Source organism: Pseudomonas sp. O230 (genome assembly GCF_045447035.1).
Classification (GTDB): Bacteria; Pseudomonadota; Gammaproteobacteria; order Pseudomonadales; family Pseudomonadaceae; genus Aquipseudomonas.
The window spans coordinates 241,275-259,006 of record NZ_JBJGXN010000002.1; the positions used below are offsets into that span (position 1 = coordinate 241,275).

General features: G+C 58.5%; 20 protein-coding genes, 1 other RNA gene and 1 pseudogene. 12 read left to right on the forward strand and 10 right to left on the reverse strand.

What is annotated here, in order from left to right; all coding sequences use genetic code 11:
• The first annotated feature begins 140 nt into the window (after positions 1 to 140).
• Complete coding sequence (gene fnr / locus ACI77H_RS04460) at positions 141 to 875, forward strand: fumarate/nitrate reduction transcriptional regulator Fnr (protein ID WP_407010560.1); 735 nt, start codon at positions 141 to 143, stop codon at positions 873 to 875.
• 79 nt (positions 876 to 954) lie between these two features.
• Positions 955 to 1,503: an adenine phosphoribosyltransferase gene (locus tag ACI77H_RS04465; RefSeq protein WP_027921719.1), complete on the forward strand. Its 549-nt coding sequence runs from the start codon at positions 955 to 957 to the stop codon at positions 1,501 to 1,503.
• Positions 1,504 to 1,628: 125 nt separating this feature from the next.
• Here the strand turns inward: ACI77H_RS04465 and ACI77H_RS04470 are convergent, their stop codons facing one another.
• The 5 genes from ACI77H_RS04470 to dnaX form a co-directional block, all read right to left on the reverse strand.
• Positions 1,629 to 2,777, reverse strand: coding sequence for an acyl-CoA dehydrogenase family protein (locus ACI77H_RS04470; protein WP_407010562.1), 1,149 nt, complete (start codon positions 2,775 to 2,777; stop codon positions 1,629 to 1,631).
• Positions 2,778 to 2,974: 197 nt separating this feature from the next.
• A complete protein-coding gene (recR, locus tag ACI77H_RS04475) occupies positions 2,975 to 3,577 on the reverse strand; it encodes a recombination mediator RecR (RefSeq protein WP_123403316.1) in 603 nt (200 codons plus the stop codon).
• 65 nt (positions 3,578 to 3,642) lie between these two features.
• Entirely contained in the window at positions 3,643 to 4,677 is a 1,035-nt protein-coding gene (locus ACI77H_RS04480) for an NADP-dependent oxidoreductase (protein WP_407010563.1), read from the reverse strand.
• Between the two features lie 276 nt (positions 4,678 to 4,953).
• A complete protein-coding gene (locus ACI77H_RS04485; RefSeq protein ID WP_008028561.1) occupies positions 4,954 to 5,292 on the reverse strand; it encodes a YbaB/EbfC family nucleoid-associated protein in 339 nt (112 codons plus the stop codon).
• Positions 5,293 to 5,358: 66 nt separating this feature from the next.
• Positions 5,359 to 7,461: a DNA polymerase III subunit gamma/tau gene (dnaX, locus tag ACI77H_RS04490; RefSeq protein WP_407010565.1), complete on the reverse strand. Its 2,103-nt coding sequence runs from the start codon at positions 7,459 to 7,461 to the stop codon at positions 5,359 to 5,361.
• Between the two features lie 144 nt (positions 7,462 to 7,605).
• Between dnaX and ACI77H_RS04495 the strand changes: the two genes are divergently transcribed.
• Positions 7,606 to 8,343, forward strand: coding sequence for a substrate-binding periplasmic protein (locus tag ACI77H_RS04495; protein ID WP_407010567.1), 738 nt, complete (start codon positions 7,606 to 7,608; stop codon positions 8,341 to 8,343).
• 89 nt (positions 8,344 to 8,432) lie between these two features.
• Here the strand turns inward: ACI77H_RS04495 and ACI77H_RS04500 are convergent.
• Positions 8,433 to 8,821, reverse strand: a pseudogene (locus ACI77H_RS04500) (diguanylate cyclase domain-containing protein); the annotation flags it as partial.
• Here ACI77H_RS04500 and ACI77H_RS04505 point away from each other — a divergent pair.
• On the forward strand, positions 8,714 to 9,043 hold the full coding sequence (locus tag ACI77H_RS04505; protein ID WP_407010568.1) for a hypothetical protein: 330 nt from the start codon (positions 8,714 to 8,716) through the stop codon (positions 9,041 to 9,043). The pseudogene ACI77H_RS04500 and the gene ACI77H_RS04505 sit on opposite strands and share 108 nt — an antisense overlap.
• Positions 9,044 to 9,215: 172 nt before the next feature.
• Here ACI77H_RS04505 and ffs read toward each other — a convergent pair.
• Positions 9,216 to 9,312: signal recognition particle sRNA small type (gene ffs / locus ACI77H_RS04510), an RNA gene on the reverse strand.
• Positions 9,313 to 9,648: 336 nt separating this feature from the next.
• On the opposite strand from ffs, the gene ACI77H_RS04515 reads away from it, so the two are divergent.
• Positions 9,649 to 10,125: a hypothetical protein gene (locus ACI77H_RS04515; protein WP_407010569.1), complete on the forward strand. Its 477-nt coding sequence runs from the start codon at positions 9,649 to 9,651 to the stop codon at positions 10,123 to 10,125.
• 532 nt (positions 10,126 to 10,657) lie between these two features.
• Here the strand turns inward: ACI77H_RS04515 and ACI77H_RS04520 are convergent.
• Entirely contained in the window at positions 10,658 to 11,260 is a 603-nt protein-coding gene (locus ACI77H_RS04520) for a hypothetical protein (RefSeq protein WP_407010570.1), read from the reverse strand.
• A gap of 228 nt (positions 11,261 to 11,488) precedes the next feature.
• Positions 11,489 to 11,791, reverse strand: coding sequence for a hypothetical protein (locus ACI77H_RS04525; RefSeq protein WP_407010571.1), 303 nt, complete (start codon positions 11,789 to 11,791; stop codon positions 11,489 to 11,491).
• Positions 11,792 to 11,859: 68 nt separating this feature from the next.
• On the opposite strand from ACI77H_RS04525, the gene ACI77H_RS04530 reads away from it, so the two are divergent.
• The 7 genes from ACI77H_RS04530 to ACI77H_RS04560 all read left to right on the forward strand — a co-directional run bounded on the left by ACI77H_RS04530 (position 11,860) and on the right by ACI77H_RS04560 (position 16,906).
• On the forward strand, positions 11,860 to 12,087 hold the full coding sequence (locus tag ACI77H_RS04530; RefSeq protein ID WP_407010573.1) for a hypothetical protein: 228 nt from the start codon (positions 11,860 to 11,862) through the stop codon (positions 12,085 to 12,087).
• A gap of 389 nt (positions 12,088 to 12,476) precedes the next feature.
• Complete coding sequence (locus ACI77H_RS04535; protein WP_407010574.1) at positions 12,477 to 13,076, forward strand: recombinase family protein; 600 nt, start codon at positions 12,477 to 12,479, stop codon at positions 13,074 to 13,076.
• Between the two features lie 467 nt (positions 13,077 to 13,543).
• A complete protein-coding gene (locus tag ACI77H_RS04540) occupies positions 13,544 to 14,182 on the forward strand; it encodes a hypothetical protein (protein WP_407010575.1) in 639 nt (212 codons plus the stop codon).
• A 498-nt stretch (positions 14,183 to 14,680) separates the two neighbouring features.
• Positions 14,681 to 15,274: an HNH endonuclease signature motif containing protein gene (locus tag ACI77H_RS04545; RefSeq protein WP_407010576.1), complete on the forward strand. Its 594-nt coding sequence runs from the start codon at positions 14,681 to 14,683 to the stop codon at positions 15,272 to 15,274.
• Between the two features lie 305 nt (positions 15,275 to 15,579).
• On the forward strand, positions 15,580 to 15,840 hold the full coding sequence (locus tag ACI77H_RS04550) for a hypothetical protein (RefSeq protein ID WP_407010577.1): 261 nt from the start codon (positions 15,580 to 15,582) through the stop codon (positions 15,838 to 15,840).
• Complete coding sequence (locus ACI77H_RS04555) at positions 15,837 to 16,043, forward strand: hypothetical protein (protein ID WP_407010578.1); 207 nt, start codon at positions 15,837 to 15,839, stop codon at positions 16,041 to 16,043. The genes ACI77H_RS04550 and ACI77H_RS04555 overlap by 4 nt, the downstream gene beginning before the upstream one ends.
• Positions 16,040 to 16,906 carry a Bro-N domain-containing protein gene (locus ACI77H_RS04560; RefSeq protein ID WP_407010579.1) on the forward strand — a complete coding sequence of 289 codons (867 nt, stop codon included), beginning with the start codon at positions 16,040 to 16,042 and terminating at the stop codon, positions 16,904 to 16,906. The genes ACI77H_RS04555 and ACI77H_RS04560 overlap by 4 nt, the downstream gene beginning before the upstream one ends.
• Positions 16,907 to 17,060: 154 nt before the next feature.
• Here ACI77H_RS04560 and ACI77H_RS04565 read toward each other — a convergent pair whose 3' ends face one another.
• A complete protein-coding gene (locus tag ACI77H_RS04565) occupies positions 17,061 to 17,705 on the reverse strand; it encodes a hypothetical protein (RefSeq protein WP_407010580.1) in 645 nt (214 codons plus the stop codon).
• Positions 17,706 to 17,732 lie beyond the last annotated feature (27 nt).

The window sequence follows — 17,732 nt, forward strand, 5'->3', positions numbered from 1 at the left end:
CGCAGAAGTGGATACCCGGTTATCGGCCGCCGATTGCGGCGCTTTACCTCAGCGCGACAAATCGGCACAGCGCTGGCCGGATAGTCTCCCCGTGAGTTACCCTTACGTCTTATGTGTGTTTTCCCACAAGGATTTAAGAAATGTCCGAGCCTGTAAAACTGCGCGCTCATAGCCAGGCCCATTGCAAGGATTGCAGCCTGGCCCCCCTCTGCTTGCCACTTTCTCTGAATCTGGAAGACATGGATGCGCTGGACGAAATCGTTAAACGCGGCCGCCCGCTGAAGAAAGGCGAGTTCCTGTTCCGTCAGGGCGACGTTTTCGACTCCGTTTATGCAGTTCGCTCTGGCGCCCTTAAAACCTTCAGCCTCAGCGATGGCGGCGAAGAACAACTCACCGGTTTCCATCTGCCGAGCGAGCTGGTCGGCCTGTCGGGCATGGACACCGAAAAGCATCCGGTGTCGGCGCAAGCGCTGGAAACCACCTCGGTCTGCGAAATTCCGTTCGAACGCCTCGACGAACTGGCGCTGCAACTGCCACAACTGCGCCGTCAGTTGATGCGTGTGATGAGCCGCGAAATCCGCGACGATCAACAGATGATGTTGCTGCTGTCGAAAAAAACCGCCGACGAGCGCATCGCGACCTTCCTCGTCAACCTGTCGGCGCGCTTCCGCGCTCGCGGCTTCTCGGCCAACCAGTTTCGCCTGAGCATGTCGCGCAACGAAATCGGCAATTACCTGGGCCTGGCAGTGGAAACCGTGTCGCGGGTGTTCACGCGCTTCCAGCAGAACGAGCTGATCGCCGCCGAAGGCAAGGAAATCCACATCCTCGACCCGATCCAGCTCTGCGCCCTGGCCGGCGGTTCGATCGAAGGCTGATTGCGACGATGGCGGCTGAGCGAAACGCTTCAGCCGCCGTTATACTGCGACGTTTGCAGCCTGCCAGGACACCTCGACGATGGTCTTTGACTCCTTCGACATCAAATCCCTGATCCGCCCGGTGATCGACTTCCCGAAACCGGGCGTCATCTTTCGCGACATCACCCCGCTGTTCCAGTCGCCCACGGCCCTGCGCCTGGTGATGGACAGCTTTGCCCACCGTTACGTCGAGGCCGATTTCACCCACATCGGCGCGATGGATGCCCGTGGCTTCCTGATCGGTTCGGTGCTGGCCTATCAGTTGAACAAGCCGCTGGTGCTGTTCCGCAAGCAAGGCAAACTGCCGGCGGACGTGCTGGCCGAAGGTTATGCGACCGAGTACGGCGAAGCCTTCCTCGAAGTCCACGCCGACAGCTTGTGCGAAGGCGATTCCGTGGTGATGTTCGATGATTTGATCGCCACCGGCGGCACGTTGATTGCGGCGGCGAACCTGATTCGGCGCATGGGTGCGCGGGTGCATGAAGCAGCGGCGATTATCGATCTGCCGGAACTGGGCGGGTCGCAGCGCCTGGAAGACATGGGGATTCCGACGTTTTGCCTGACGCAGTTTGCGTTGACCGATAAGTAAGCGGCGCCTTCACTGACGCCATCGCTGGCAAGCCAGCTCCTACAATTTGGAGTCGTGCCGAAAACGGCACCGAACCTGTAGGAGCTTGCTTGCCGGCGATAGCGTCAGCGGCAACACCGCAACACTCAAAGCCCCATCTGCTTGCTGATGATCTCGTTCATCACTTCCCGCGTCCCGCCACCAATCGACAAGATGCGATTGTCGCGATAAAGCCGCTCCACCAGGCTTTCACGCATATACCCCAAGCCCCCCAGAATCTGCACCGCATCCGTGGTAATCCGCTCCGCGGTGTCCGTCGCGAAATTCTTCGCCATGGAAATCTCCTTGATCACACTCTGCCCCGCCGCCATTTTCGCTGCCTGACGGTAAGTGAACTCCCGGGACACCTCCAGCGCCGTGGCCATTTCCGCGAGGCGATGCTTGAGCACCTGAAACTTGCCGATGGGTTTACCGAACGCTTCGCGCTGACGGGCCCATTTCAGGCTTTCCTCCAGCGCCAGTTGCGCGGTCATGTTGGCCATCAGCGCCAGCGCCAGGCGCTCACTCTGGAAGTTACCCATGATGCAGGCGAAGCCCATGTTCTCCGCACCGATCAGATGGCCTACAGGTACGCGACAATCATCGAAGAACAACTCGGCCGTGTCCGACGCCCACCAACCCATTTTCTTCAACTGACGGCCTACGGTGAATCCTGGCGTGCCCCTCTCGATCAACAACAGGCTGATACCACCGAAACCCGGCGCCCCGGTGCGCACCGCGACGGTGTAATAATCCGCACGCACACCACTGGTGATAAAGGTCTTGCTGCCGCTGACCCGGTAGACATCGCCGTCACGCACAGCGCGGGTTTGCAGGTTGGCCACGTCGGAGCCACCGCTGGGTTCGGTGACGGCCAGGGCGCTGATCTTCTCGCCCGTCAACACCGCTGGCACGACGCGATCGCGAACCTGCGGCCTGGCCCATTTGAGGATCGGCGGCAGACCGATGTCCAGCGACCCCAACCCGGCAACCAGACCACCAGAACCGCAACGCATCAACTCCTCACTGGCGGCGATCTTGGCGAACAGATCACCTTCGTGGCTGCCGCCCAGGGCTTCGGGGTAACCGATCCCCAGAATCCCCGCCGCACCGGCCTTGAGATAGAGCTCGCGGGGAAAGCTTTCGGCTTCTTCCCACAGGTCGATGTCCGGAAGAATCTCGCGCTCGACGAAACGTCTGACGCTGTCGCGGACCAATTGGTGACTGGGGTCGAAGTATTCCTGAAAGGCAGGCATCGGCGAACTCCACTGAAGGTTCAGCGAAGTTAACCGAGCGCTTGCTTGGTTTTCAACAGGAATGTGTGAATCGGATAGATCGAGGTGTCTGGATCGCCGGCAAGCCGGCTCCTACAGGGATAGAGTTGTGCTGAAAATGTGCAGCCACCCCCGATTCTGTAGGAGCTGGCTTGCCAGCGATGGCGCCAGGCTGAACGCTACAGCGCGATCGGCTTACGCCCCGCAAACGAATGCGCCAACGTCCCGCCATCCACCAACTCCAGCTCACCTCCCAACGGCACACCGTGGGCAATACGCGAAGCGATCAGGCCTTTGTTGCTGAGTAACTGGGCGATGTAATGCGCCGTGGCTTCACCCTCGACCGTCGGGTTGGTCGCGAGGATGACCTCGGCAAAGGTGCCCGCTTCTTCGATCCGCGCCAGCAATTGCGGAATCCCGATGGCTTCCGGACCAAGCCCGTCGAGCGGCGACAGATGGCCCTTGAGCACGAAGTAACGACCGCGAAAACCGGTCTGCTCCACTGCGTAAACGTCCATCGGGCCTTCAACCACGCACAGCAAGGTATCGTCGCGGCGGTTATCGGCGCATTGAGGACACAGGTCGTCTTCGGTCAGCGTGCGGCACAACCGGCAGTGGCCCACCCCTTCCATGGCCTGGCTGAGCGCCAGGGCCAGTCGCGAGCCACCGCTGCGATCACGCTCGAGCAGCTGCAACGCCATGCGTTGGGCAGTTTTCTGACCCACACCTGGCAACGTTCGCAGGGCATCGATCAGTTGGCGAATCAAAGGGCTGAAGCTCATGGGGAAACGTCCGACAAAACAACGAGACGCGGTTTATACCCGCGCCTCTCTTTAGCGTCAAATACTCAGTCCTGCGCGACCCGCACCACCAGTTTGCCGAAGTTGCGTCCCTCCAGCAGACCGATGAACGCCTCGGGTGCGTTCTCAAGACCATCGACCACGTCTTCACGGAACTTCACCTTGCCATCGCGCACCCACGGCGCCATGGCGCTGACAAACTCGGGCTGACGATCGCCGTAGTCGTCGAACACGATAAAACCCTGAATCCGCACGCGCTTGGTCAGCAACGTGCGCTGCAATTGCGGCAGGCGGTCCGGGCCGGTCGGCGCTTCGCTGGCGTTGTAGGAAGCGATCAGCCCGCACAGTGGAATGCGCGCCTTGGGGTTGAGCAACGGCACCACCGCGTCGAACACCTTGCCACCGACGTTCTCGTAATAGATGTCGATGCCGTCTGGGCACGCCTGAGCCAGCTCATCGGCGAAGTTGGGGCTATGGTGGTCAATGCAGGCGTCGAAACCCAACTCATCCACCACGTAACGGCATTTCTGCGCGCCACCGGCCACGCCAACCACCCTCAGCCCCTTGATCTTGGCCACTTGCCCGACCACTGACCCCACCGCGCCAGACGCTGCCGCGACCACAAGGGTTTCCCCGGAGGTTGGCTGACCGATGTCCATCAAGCCCATGTAGGCCGTCATACCCGGCATCCCGAGCACGCCCAGCGCCATTGACGGGCTCGGCAGCCCGGACGGCACCGGAATGATATTGCGACCGTCGCTGATGCTGTGGCTCTGCCAGCCGGTGGCGCCGACGACCAGATCACCTTCGTGGAACTTGGGATTCATGGAACGCTCGACACGGCTGACAGCGCCACCGGTCATCACTTCGTCGATTTCCACCGGTGCGGCGTAGGACGGCGCGTCACTCATGCGTCCGCGCATGTAGGGATCCAGCGACAGATACAGGGTTTTGAGCAACACCTGGCCTTCGGCCAAATCTGGCAGCGCTTCCCGTTCCAGGCGGAAATTCTCCGGCGTCGGCGCACCTACGGGGCGGGACGCGAGGACGATACGTTGGTTGAGGGTCAATGCTTCTGGCATGTGAGCGTCTCCTTTGATCGATGAATTCAGCGGTATAAGGGAGCAGACCGTGGGGGCGGTAGGGCGTTCGATGTTTCTGTTCGGGACCGGGTCGACTTCTTCGTCGGAACGCCGCCCGGAGCCGGCTAGCTCCCACAGGTTGATCGCATTCCGATGTGGGAGCGAGCCTGCTCGCGACAGCGGCCTGATAGACATACATCGCCATCAGGCAGAAACAAAAATGCCAGGCGCACTGCCTGGCATTTTTTTGTAGCTCATCCGACGCGCTTTGGCGAATCAGAATGGCAGCTTCATACCCGGAGGCAGTTGCATGCCAGCGGTCATGCCGGACATTTTGTCCTGGCTGTTGGCTTCGATCTTGCGCACGGCGTCGTTGACGGCGGCAGCAAATACGGCCTCCAGCATCTCTTTGTCGTCTTCACTCAGGCCTTCGACCAGGCTCGGATCGATGGTCACGCGTTTGACGTCGTGACGACCGGTCATCACCACGGTGACCATATCGCCACCGGCCTTGCCGGTGACTTCGGCGTTGGCCAGTTCTTCCTGCATCTTGGCCATTTTTTCCTGCATCTGCTGCGCCTGCTTCATCAGGCCGGCCATGCCACCTTTCATCATGGGAATCACCTCAAAGTACTTGGATAAAAACAGCGTCCGGCCCGTTCGGCCGAACGCCTTCAGTTATTAGCCCTGACTGACCAGGGCTTCGACAGGTTCAATAGTATCGTTACGGACCACCGCACCGAACTGCTGCATCATTTGCTGGATGAACGGATCGCCGTGGATCGACTCCTCGGCCTCGCGCTGACGGTTGGCGCGGCGTCGTGCCCCTGCCTGGGCCGGGGTTTCCTGCTCGGGCTTGATCAGCTCCATGCTCAGGGTCAGCGTGCGCCCGTGAAACTGGTTCAGCGCATCGTTGAGACGACGTTGCTGGGTCGCGTTGAACAAGGCGCTATGGGCCGGGTCCAGGTGCATCAGCCAGTGGTCGCCTTCCACGGAGATCAGCGTGCAGTTGGCGGCGATGCTGCCAGTCATGCCGGAGATCGGCAGTTTCGGGAACAGCTCCAGCCATTGCAGGGCCAGACCGGTGGCGGGCATCGACGCCGGCTCAGGCTCGGGTTCCGGCGCAGGTTCGGCGGCATGCTCACTCGCCAGTTCGTCTAGATAGCTGTACGCCGAATCCATGTCTGGTTCGATGTAATCCTCATCCAGCGGTGGCTCGTCGTCGAGGTCGATGCCCGGTGTCGCGGCGTCGACGTCGGCCACGGAGGGTTCCGGGATCGGCGCAGCGGCCCACTCCGGCGCATCTGGCACAACGCTGTCAGGCGTCGGCAACGGCATCGGGGGCAATTCGGGTTGTTCACCGGCGGTTTCCAATACCGGCTCGACGGCTGGCTGCTGGACGACTTCGGGCTCGACCGGATCATTCCACGGCAGGTCAACGACGGCTTCGACCGCTACCGGTGCAACGACGGGCTCCGGCACGAGGACTGGCTCGGGCTCGGACTCGGGCACGGCCATGGCCGCAACCGGCTCAGGCTCGGGAACAACCACCGCCGCAATCGGCGCGGTGACAACCGGTGCAACTGCCGCAGCAACTACCGGCGCAACAACCGGCGCGGCAGCCACTGAGTTTGCGGAATCAACTGTGGCCTGGCTGATCCCCACTGGCTTTAGCGGTTGCCTCGGTGCATCCGCGGTGTCCGCCGGTCGGAACGCGAGCATCCGCAGCAAGACCATTTCGAAGCCACCGCGCGGGTCCGGCGCCAGCGGCAAATCGCGGCGGCCGATCAGGCCCATCTGGTAATAAAACTGTACGTCTTCGGCCGGCAAGGCCTGGGCCAGCGCCAGCACCCGATCACGGTCGCCTTGACCGTTGTCGACGCCTTCAGGCAAGGCCTGGGCGATGGCGACACGGTGCAGCACGTTGAGAATTTCCGAGAGCACGCCATTCCAGTCCGGGCCTTGCTCCGCCAGATGGCGGACGGCTTCGAGCAACGCCCTGGCGTCGCCTTCGATCAACGAGTGCAGAACGTCGTAAACCTGACCGTGATCGAGCGTGCCAAGCATCGCCCGGACATCGGCGGCCATGACCCGCCCTTCACCGAAGGCAATCGCCTGGTCGGTCAGGCTCATGGCATCGCGCATCGAACCATCGGCGGCGCGCCCCAGCAGCCACAGCGCGTCGTCTTCGAACGGCACGTTCTCGACGCCCAGCACGTGGGTCAAATGCTCGACCACCCGTTCAGGGGTCATGTTCTTCAGCGAGAACTGCAGGCACCGCGAGAGAATCGTTGCAGGAAGTTTCTGTGGATCGGTGGTTGCCAGGATGAACTTGACGTAGGGCGGCGGCTCTTCGAGGGTTTTCAGCAGCGCATTGAAGGAATGGCTGGAGAGCATGTGCACTTCGTCGATCAGGTAGACCTTGAAGCGCCCGCGGCTCGGGGCGTACTGCACGTTGTCGAGCAGTTCGCGGGTGTCCTCGACCTTGGTCCGGCTCGCGGCGTCGATTTCGATAAGGTCGACGAAACGGCCTTCATCGATCTCACGACACACCGAGCACTCGCCGCACGGCGTCGAAGTGATACCTGTTTCACAGTTCAGGCATTTGGCGATGATTCGCGCGATGGTGGTCTTGCCGACCCCGCGCGTCCCCGTGAAGAGGTAAGCGTGGTGCAGCCGCTGGCTGTCCAAGGCGTTGATCAGAGCCTTGAGCACATGGGTCTGGCCGACCATTTCGCGGAACGAGCGCGGACGCCATTTACGTGCAAGAACCTGATAACTCATCGAAAACCATCGCCACTGGGAAGCAGAAGCGGCTAATGCTAGCGGAGCAAGGCCAAAATTGCATCCGGCGCGCTCGTCTAATCTGGCTAAGATGCACTTGGGGTGATTTTTATCGGCTCGGGTTTCATCGGTAGCGGAGCGTTTATGCGGCTGGCCTTGGGGGCACTGCTGTTGATGAGTCTGAACGTCATGGCGGCCGGCGCGCCGCTGCGCTTCGTGGTGCCCGACAGCTGGGCGATGCCGATGGTGCAGCTGGATCGCGGCCAGCCGACCCAGGGCATCCTGCATGATGTGATGGTCAGCCTCGCGACCCAGGTCGGCGTTCCGGCCGAGTTTCACGTACTGCCACGGGCCCGGGTGCAAAGCGCCATGGAGCACGGCGAGGTCGATGTCCGTTGCTACGCCGCGCAATCCTGGTCGCCAAACCAGTCTGGCGACTACATCTGGAGCATTCCGCTCTGGACCCAGCCGGATGTGCTGATCAGCCGGCACGAGTTGCCGACCTCAATCAATCCCGCGGGGTTGGCGCGACAGTCCATCGGCACAGTGCACGGCTATAGCTACCCCACCTTGCAACCGCTGTTCGACGCCGGGCGCCTGCTTCGCGAGGACGCACGCAACCAGGAACAGGTTCTGGAAAAACTCATGGCCGGACGCTACCGCTATGCCGTGAGCAATCAATGGACGCTGGACTGGTTCAATCAGCGCCTGCTGCCTGAGCGACAACTGCAAGGCGTGGCAGTGTTGCAAGTGCAGAGTGTCGGCTGTTACGTGCGCAACGACCCGAAAGTGCCCGTGCAACGCATCCTGCGCACCTTGGTGAGGATGAAAATGTCCGGGGAGATCGATGACATTATCCGGCTGTATGTCGGCAAACCCTGAACCTGTGAGAGCAAGGCGAAGTTCAGGCCACTTGATCTCGCGCTCGCCATTGCGGTGGTGCGACAAAGCCTTCGACCCAGCCGGGCACTTCAACCGCCGGCATCGGCGTGACGCAGCAAGGTTTCGGCATCTTGATTGTCATCCGGGAACAGGCTGATGCCGATGCTGGCAAATACATTCAGGGCCTTGCCCCGCAGCAGGTAAGGCGCCGAAATCGCGCCCAGCACGCGGTTCAGCGCCGCGCGCACTTCCGGCACATAACGCAACACCAGCACAAACTCGTCACCGGCCAGCCGCGCCACCACATCCTCGCCGCGAACAATGTCGAGCAAACGCTTGGCCACCTCCACCAGCAACAGATCGCCACTGCGTGCCCGTAGCCGTCGTTGACCGCTTTGAAGCCCTCGAGGTCGAGCATGCACACCGCCAGCGGGATGTTTTCCTCCCGCGAGAACGCCAGCGCCTGATCCAGCAAATCCGAGAGAAACGCTCGATTGGGAAGCCCGGTCAGCACGTAATGCACCACCCGCCATTGCAGGGAATGCAGCAGTTGGCGTTTTTCACCGATGTCGAAACGAATCGCCAGGTAACGGTGAATCCGCCCGGTGGTGTCATCCACAAAGCCACCCGGAAGGATCTGGGAAAACTGATTGCAGCGGCGGTTGACCAGACCATGTCCAAGCCTGAGTGGCAGAAATGAAAAAAGGAGGCCGACTTGTCGTGATTCGACAGGTCGGCCTCCTTTTTTATCGGCGCAATTCAGCATCGCAGACGACAAAAATCCGCCGCTGGACTGGGTCCATGGCAGAGCAACAAGACGGCATTTTCAATGGATAACGCGAGAGAAGGCTCACGAGGCGTTATGGAGGCAACCCCACCAGCCACACCCCGGCACACAATGTTCCCGCTGTGGCTGCTTCCTTCCGGATCTGACCAGGTTCACGGGTAATCGTTGCGGGGGGACCGATGGGGTCACCATAACGACGCTTGCCTGGGGCTTCCAGAGGAGCGACGCACGATTCTTCACCATCACGCGGATGTGAATTTGGCGGCATTGTATGGCAAGTACAGGGGCGCTCGGCAAGCCGTTTGTATCACCCGTTTGTCTCCCTTTTGTACCACCAGAAGGTGCCAGCCCGGCAAATCCCAACCAGCCCTGGCTTATATCCAATTATCAAAACCGGTTCCGGTTCTTATAACTTTTTATTTGAATCCATGCCATTCCTCATCTATAAAGGGCGAAGCCAGGCTTAATCCAAACGCCTGCCATTTGCGCCAGCCGTCTCGACCGATGAGGAATAAGGCATGAAACCCCTGATATACGCGGAGCAGGATTTCGAAACAAAACAGCTGGAGGAGCTGGAGAACAAGGAAGCGCGTGCAAGAGCTGCGCATTTAGCGGAGTTGCTGACTCCCTACCTTGCCGCCCAATTCGGTTACAAGCGCAACCATGTGACGTTGGGACTTGGGCCTACGGTGAACGCAAGGACGCTCAAATATGACCTCTACCTCAGAGTTACACCGCCGAGGGGGCACTGGGCAGGGACCAACTGCCTGGTCATCGCTCGGATAGGCTTCACACCCACTCGTAAAGGCCACGGGCGGCGCTTCATGGCGTTCCTGGTGGAATGCGCGGAGCGCGTCGGGTACAGCAACATCGGTATCGAGTCGACCAATGAAGAGTCGGAGGCGTTTGGGGCAAAGTTTGGGTTACAAAGGCATCTTGACGGCAACGACTTAATCGGCACAGTGGGGAAAATCAAAAGGCGCATCGTCAAATGAATCCGCTACTCCTGGGCGGTTGAATCCTTCTCGCCGTAGCTTGCTAAAGGGTTGAAGTTATCGGTGAAGGCGATGTCAGCTACAGCCGTCCAGAAACTCTATATGGCCCATGCCCATGCAGTGGCCTTTAGGATAATCGGCGAAACCTTTTTGCCGCCCTTCCCAAGGCAACCACAGTTGTCCTCTCCGGTTACTCACAGCGCCCGAACAAGGGGACAGGGTGTGTTAGCGACGAATACCTTTTCTCGGTTCGAGTGGAAAAGGCAGCCTGGAGTGACATTGATTTCAGACGCCTGGCTGACATCGAGGTCGTTGAAGCCTTGGCACGGTTCGAACTGCGTCGCCAAATGTCAAAGACAGGTATTTTCAAGGCCATAGATCCGTTCCCAAAGTAGTGGAACTCTTTGCATTCCGGCTGGCCTTTAAATGGGCTAGCAGGAGCACAGTTTCGGAAGAGAAATCCGAGACCCCATGTAAGTAATAAACCTCAACGCCGCCCCCTCCCTACTTAAAGTCTTGGTTGGACTTCCCGTCACGTAATGAAGGCGAGTAGCCCCGGGCTATGAAGTAGCTCGTCGGCAAACCGACGCAGCACCCAGAAGTGTGTATCCCCCATAGATTCACGTATCTCTTCTCCGGCGTCATTTTTTGAGACCTTCACCCAGAAGCCTTCTCGGAGAGCCTCCAAGCGTTTATCAGGTTTATCAACATGTGCGCCCCCATCCTTGTGAGCAGCAGTTAAAACCACATCTCTACGGCTATATGGCTCGTAATTGCGAACGAGGACTGTCTCACGCCACCAGTCAGGACACAGGACGGTGGGTGAGGCGGGAGGAATAGAGGCATGATGGATCGTTTCACCAAGTACCATTTCTCCCAGCAGATCACCGAAAGGCAGAGAGTGTGCGGAAATGGTAGGGGGAAGCGTCCTCGCGGTGCTCACCAGCTGTAGATTGTTCTTCGCGCCCATATGCGTGAGCAGAGAAGTGCAACGGCCGCTGTCGTGGCAAAGCACGCGAATAACGACTGCTATCCGGATGCCTTCCTCCGCGCATCCTCGGTCATATGCTGTTGCAGAGTTACGGAGAAAAGTAATCTGGCGCCTCAGATGTTGGATCAACTCTTGTTGGGTCATCCTAAGATCGATCCTCTAGGCCGTGGGCGTGTCAATGGAATAGCACAGCGCACCTTACTGGACAGTGAAGCGGCTGAAGATGCCACGCACTTGTCTCATTAAATACAATCCACCAGCCAGGAACATATAGGCCGTCCACTAGAGTTCGTGGAAGCGGATATTTAATTTCGAGTCGACCAACAAGCGCTCAGAACGGCCTGTAACGGTCAAGCAGGGCTATGCGTCAAATCAATACCGAGGGGCGCGGTAGGTGGAGCCGGTTTTGCCGGTCGAGCGCGTCGACCCGAAGGACGAGCCGTAGGACTGACTGCCGCCATACTGAGGCTGTCGGGTCCCGTTCTGCCCAGTATAGGGGTTGGTGTTGCCTTTGACCGTCCAGTTGTTGTTGTAGCTGGAGTCTGCCGAGGACCGGACGTGAGGAGCAACATACGTCCCACTGCTCTTGGTGTAGCCGGTCACGTATTTATCGGCATGGGCCGTATTGGTGAACGCTGCGATTACCAGCGTCGAGAAGATCAATATACCTTTCATTCCATCCCCCATTACCATGGCAATGCGCCACCAACATCATACTGACACACTTCACTCAGGAAGGACCTATGAGAACGCTCCTAATCGCCTCCTTACTCGCCGGAATCATCCTCAGCCCAGCCTTCGCCGGAGAAGGCTACGACGCTGGCTATCAATGGGCGGAAGACAACGACATCGACGACACGTCAAGTTGCAGCACCCCCTCGTCATCCTTCAACCAGGGCTGCGAGGACTATGTGGAAGAGACCGCTCCCAGCCTCTCTAGCGATGAAGATGGGGAGGACGAAGATGAATAACTGATACCGGAAATGCCAGGACTACTTTCTGCCCAAAAATCTGTTGCCCCATGTAATAGATGACGATTGGCACTTTTCCCCCGTGGGGGGGGGCATCTCCGCCCTATCCGTCACGCAGCACCAGCATCGGCATCGGCCCACGGACCTCAGTCAAGCCAGCTCTCCCTGAAGCGTCGCAACCTGAGTACCTGTCACATCAGTTGGCATGCGTATGGATGCTGAAGGGACGCGTACTCACATGGCTCAGAAAGTACACCCTACGAGCCAGGTAAATGGCAGGCGACGACCCGCACAGAATAAGCTCTCCGCAATAGCTCAAATGTGTTGACACTGACTGAGCCACCACCTCACAATCTGAGCCTACTTACCGAGCCAGGACGCGCCTCCTCATGACCGCCACAATCGCCTACCTCCGAGTCAGCACCGACGACCAAAGTACCGATGCACAACGCCATGCAATTGAGCAGCGTCACAGTATTGCCGAATGGTTCTGCGACGAAGGCACAAGCGGTGCAACCAAAGCAATCGAGCGTCCTGGATTTGAGGCTCTGTTCAAGTACGCCAGGAAAGGAGATACCGTTGTGGTCTACGCCATTGACCGTCTGGGCAGGGACACCATCGACGTACTGACCACTGTGCAGGCGCTGAAGGACAAAGATGTTGCCGTTATTTCACTCCGTGAAGGGTTCGACCTATCAACACCAATTGGCGAGGCGATGCTTACCATGCTCGCTGCGGTCGCAAAGCTTGAGCGGTCCAACATAAAAGCGCGACAGATGGCCGGGATTGATAAAGCCAGGGCACAAGGTAAAAAGTTGGGCGCAGTGAAGAAAATCGACGACCTGGCTGTCGCGGCGTGGCGGCAAGAAAACAGAGCCAGCATTGCGGACACTGCCAAGCATTGGAGTATCTCCACGGCAGGAGTAAAGCGCGCCTGCTCTCACGCAGCCAAGAGCAAGATCACTCCAATACAGGCTGAAACGACCTAGAATCACAAGCCGACAAAGGGAAATACACCCCTACGGGAAAACCACTACGAGGCCGTTAAGGCACCCTGTGAGGGCTCCTGAATTACCGCCAATCCTTGTATAACCGCACCCGGCATTCGCCAGGCTGCCCCCGCAACTACCTCCTCTCGCCACGAAACACTCACCCTGCCCGAACACCTTCGGCGGGGCGTTTGCGTTCGCTATCACCGGACATCGATCCCTTGAAACTCCCATCCCCATTGGTGCGACTCAACCTGCACCTCCGAAAAGAACACATCGACCGACTGACTCACCTGGCTAACGCCATCAGCAAACGGAAAGGGCGCGACACGCGACTCGCAGAAGCCCTGGAACTTGCCTTGATTACCGGGCTGACATGGACCAACGCCGACATGCTGGACCTACTCCAGTCCGACAGGGAGGCGCCTTACTGGTGCGCCCTCGGACCTATAGTAAGGACGCGCTGAATGGACGCGCACAAGATGAACGTTGAAGTTCCTCCGCAATGTGACGTCCAGGTCACTGACACACAAATCAAGCCAACAGGAGGCAGACCGACCGTCGCCGTTACGGACAAGGGACACACGTACTTTGCCGACCTGAATACCGGCCAAATCATCCACGCTACCCGGAAGCTTCCCAGATTTAGAGTCGAACGCCGGGTTAATGCCTACGTGGGTCTCGACACCAAGTTCCCCGCCCAAGCGAGGGACGGTGAGGAACTGACTGAAGCACTGGCCCCGTTCGATACCTGGATTGACAACAAATACTTCAGTTCAACAAAAGCCATTGAGCTGCTTGGCTCTGGCGCTTCAGCAAACGCCGTTTGCACGTTAGCCCACCTCGGGCAAAACCTGTCCGGGCGAAATTACTGGTTCGGTCGTATTGAAGATTTGGCCAACGCACTGGGCACCCCTCTGAGGTCGGTTGAACGCGCACTCATGGACCTAGAAAGCATGAACGTTGTGAAGCGCAAGACCCAGGGACGCCAATGGCCTACACGTATCACGGTGCATCCGTGGTACGCGTGGAGAGGTGACCTCCAAGGTCGTGACATCGCGTATACGGATTGGCTCGAAATTAGACCCGCCGACTTTGGCGGTTAACCATGCCTGTAGCCCACGTGTCACGGGGTCTCACTTTCCCCGCAGATATTATATGAGCGGCACCGTCAGGGCAGGCGTGGAACAGGCAGTAGCGTAGCTGCTGCATGGGCCGTAGAGCCGGACCAACAATCAAGATCAAGTCAGGGAATATGGTTAGCTGTCTTCAACCAAAGCCTTAATCAGTTTTCCTTTTTAAGGGACCAACAACGGATTAGCTCCACAACCGCCCTTACTTGTTGGTCGTCCTCGTTGGGCACCCAACAGCAGCTTCGCTACTGCCGGCTACCACGGCCGCCCTTGTGTAAAAGCCTCCATCTTTGGTCTAGCAACATTGAGAGCCCTGGCTCCGATAAAGACCCCGCCGATGCCTTTCCGGTAGTCGGCACCATAACCCCAGCAACTCGCTAATGCCCCACCGACGCAATGTCAGGGCGTTGTATCCGCGTGCGCGCTGGACTCTCCCTACGGCCATTCGGCCACCGTACAACAAACAAACCAATGACATCTATCGCAACCCGTTTCAACAGAGAAACCGAAACTACCATCAGCCACTCATTCGTCTTCGACGAAACCGAAGCCTCCGCCGAATTCATCTACGAGGGCGTACTCGCGCGCACCTTGCCTGACTTCCCCGGCTACGCCTTCACAAGTGACGGAAGAGCCATCAGCTTCAAGCGCAAGGAACCCAGGGAACTGAAGCATGGGTCTTCCGCCAGCGGCTGCTATTGCTACGTCAATATCGGTAGACCACCACTAAAAGAGTCACAGCTACTGCACATTCTGACAGCGCGCGCCTTCGCTCCTAACCCCGAAGGAAAGCCACAGGTAAACCACAAAGACGGCAGGCCCAGCAATAATGCGGCCAGCAACTTGGAGTGGGTCACCCAGTCAGAGAACGTCAGGCACGCACACGAGTTACGCAAAGAGCAGGGCCGAAGCATCTTCAAGACTACACCCGAGCAAAGAACGCAGGTGATTGCGCTGTGCAATGGGGGCATGTCGATTGCCGAAGCTTCCAGACAACTGGGCCTGCCCTATGAGGTCGCACGTTACACGGTGAACTCGGCGAAGCGCCGTAACGCCACCATCTAAGCGCTACACCAGCCCCCCTCCAAACCATCTACAGCAGCACAATGCTGTTCGGTTGTGCTCAGGCTTGGAGGGCGATGGGCGCAGCCATAAGCAGCCCACCTATCAAGTCGCAGGTTGCTTACGACTGCTCCCGGACGGTCATCCGGCGGTAGTTGTGCGCGCGATTGAAGAACCCGCTTCAGGTCTCGACGAAGGCCTGTTAGCGGGCACCCTTCTGATGCTCAGCGGCCACGTGTCTGAGCCCCCCTGTTTTTTTACCGACCAGAATTACGCCAAGATCGAGCCCCCAGGACTTGATAACCCCCATGAACAAGCTCTCTGATACCACTGCCCTGTCCCTTGTGGACCTCACCAAGCGCGGCCTTGAAGCCCACCTTCAGCACGTCGTGTTGGACCTCATTGTTGAAGAACAAATGGACGCCTTCGAAGACCGCCTCCGCGCTGCACTGAAGGAACACATCGAGCGAATCACTATCAGCCACGTCCACCACGTCAAAGATGTCCTGAAGCTGCGCGACGAAATGGTCATCCAGGTCGACGTGAACATGCAGGAGGTCTCCAAATGAAGGCCTTTAACACCATCCTCAAAGGCTTCCAGAAGGCCGTGAGCCAACTAGAGACCCTGGCAAAGCACAACCACGCCCAAGCTGACGCCAAGATGGAGCAGGCCGAAGACCTGGACAACCAGGCAGTGGCCCTCCGTGACGAAGCGAAGGCGGCTACCCAAGCGGCCCTGAACATCCGCGTGCTGGTTGGAGACGTGAAATGAACCAGGTGCAAACTTTTGGCTTCGGCCTTATGAACGTCCGTGTCATCGAGCAGGACGGCCAACCCTGGTTTGTAGCCGGCGACGTCTGTGAATGTCTGGGATTGTTCGCCGCCGTGAATCGGTCCTATCAGAACCACTACCGACGCTTGGCCCCTGATGAGCTTTCGATAGCAACCGTCGAGCTTGCTAATGGTTTAACCATGCGCAAGTCGAAGCTAATCAGCGAATCCGGCCTGTACAAGCTGGTCATGCGCTCCCGTAAGCCCGAAGCCAAAGCCTTCCAAGAATGGGTAACACGCGTTGTCCTCCCGGCCATCCGCAAGGACGGCGCCTATGTCATGGGCGAAGAGAAGGTCGCAACCGGCGAGCTGTCCGAAGACGAACTGGTCATGCGGGCAATGTCCATCATGTCGAGGAAGGTTGAACGCCTCTCCCAGGAGCGCGACCAACTGGCCCTGGACAAGCAAGCCCTGGCACTGACCAACGACCACCTGGCGCGTGTTTCCTCAGCCCAGGAAGCCCACATCGAACGCCTCCTCCCAGCCGCTGAAGTTGGCCAAGCGTTGGCCAAGCGTAAAGCCCTGGGCATCGTCGACTTCTGCCGCAAGTTGCCTGGCGTCTCTATCAACGCCGTCCAGACCCGCCTGTACGACATGCAATACCTGCACAAGAAGCACGGCCACTGGTCTGTCTACGCAAAGTTTAAAGGCGTCCTGTTCGACGAAACGTTCGACCACCTGGGCTATTCCAAAGTGGTCGTCCTGGAAGCTGGCCAGAACAAACTGGTGGACATGTACCACAAGGGCCTCCTCCCAATGCTGAAGGGCCGCAAACCCGCAGCCTACGTGGAGCCGGCCGCTTGAACCGCTTCGGCCTGGGCGAACCAGGCGCACCACAACCCCTGGTGGAGGACCACGACTTCCGCCGCCACCCCCTACTGACTCTGGCCTACCTGCACTGGTGGGACAAAGGCCAGCGTGTTCCCGCTGATATCGCAGCCCGACTCATTGAGGAAGGCTACGACGTTGAAGCGTCTTTCTCATTATTCTTAGCCATGACGTCGGGGGAAACACAGTAAAACAACGGTACTCCATCCTTCACAACTGCCAACGTTGCACCTTGACATGCCGCTACAGCCTCTGCGGGGCTCGCACTGAAAATAGAAAGATCAATCATGAGGCCCGAAAACACTTTTACAGGCTTAGCCATCAGTACATGCTCCTCCATATCGGCGGAACATTGACCAGCGTCCTGGCTTTCGCTCAAGCGCTCATCAACATTCGAGAAACCGATACCCCCTTCAGCTTCAGCTTCAGCTTCAGCTTCAGCTTCATCTTCATCTTCATCTTCATCTTGTGGCCCATAGAGACATGAATCGCAAGGCCGCTGTATGTCCCGCATGTGCTTCAGGTAGGAAGAACGACAATCAACATACACAGCACCTGCGCAGCTTGGACAGGTTACGTCTTGAAGACGCGCGGTACTATGCTTCCTCACGTACTCAAGTAGGCCAGCCGGGCTTTCCCCAGTTTCTTTACCAATGGAAACAACGTCTTCTATGAATAGACCTTCTTCATACCTATCCCAGTAGCGCGTAATAATACTTTTCGTATGTTCGGTGTAATCCGGTTTAAGACAGATACTCAAGCTCACAATTCGCATGTTTTGCCCTCTCGTCGCATTCACGTT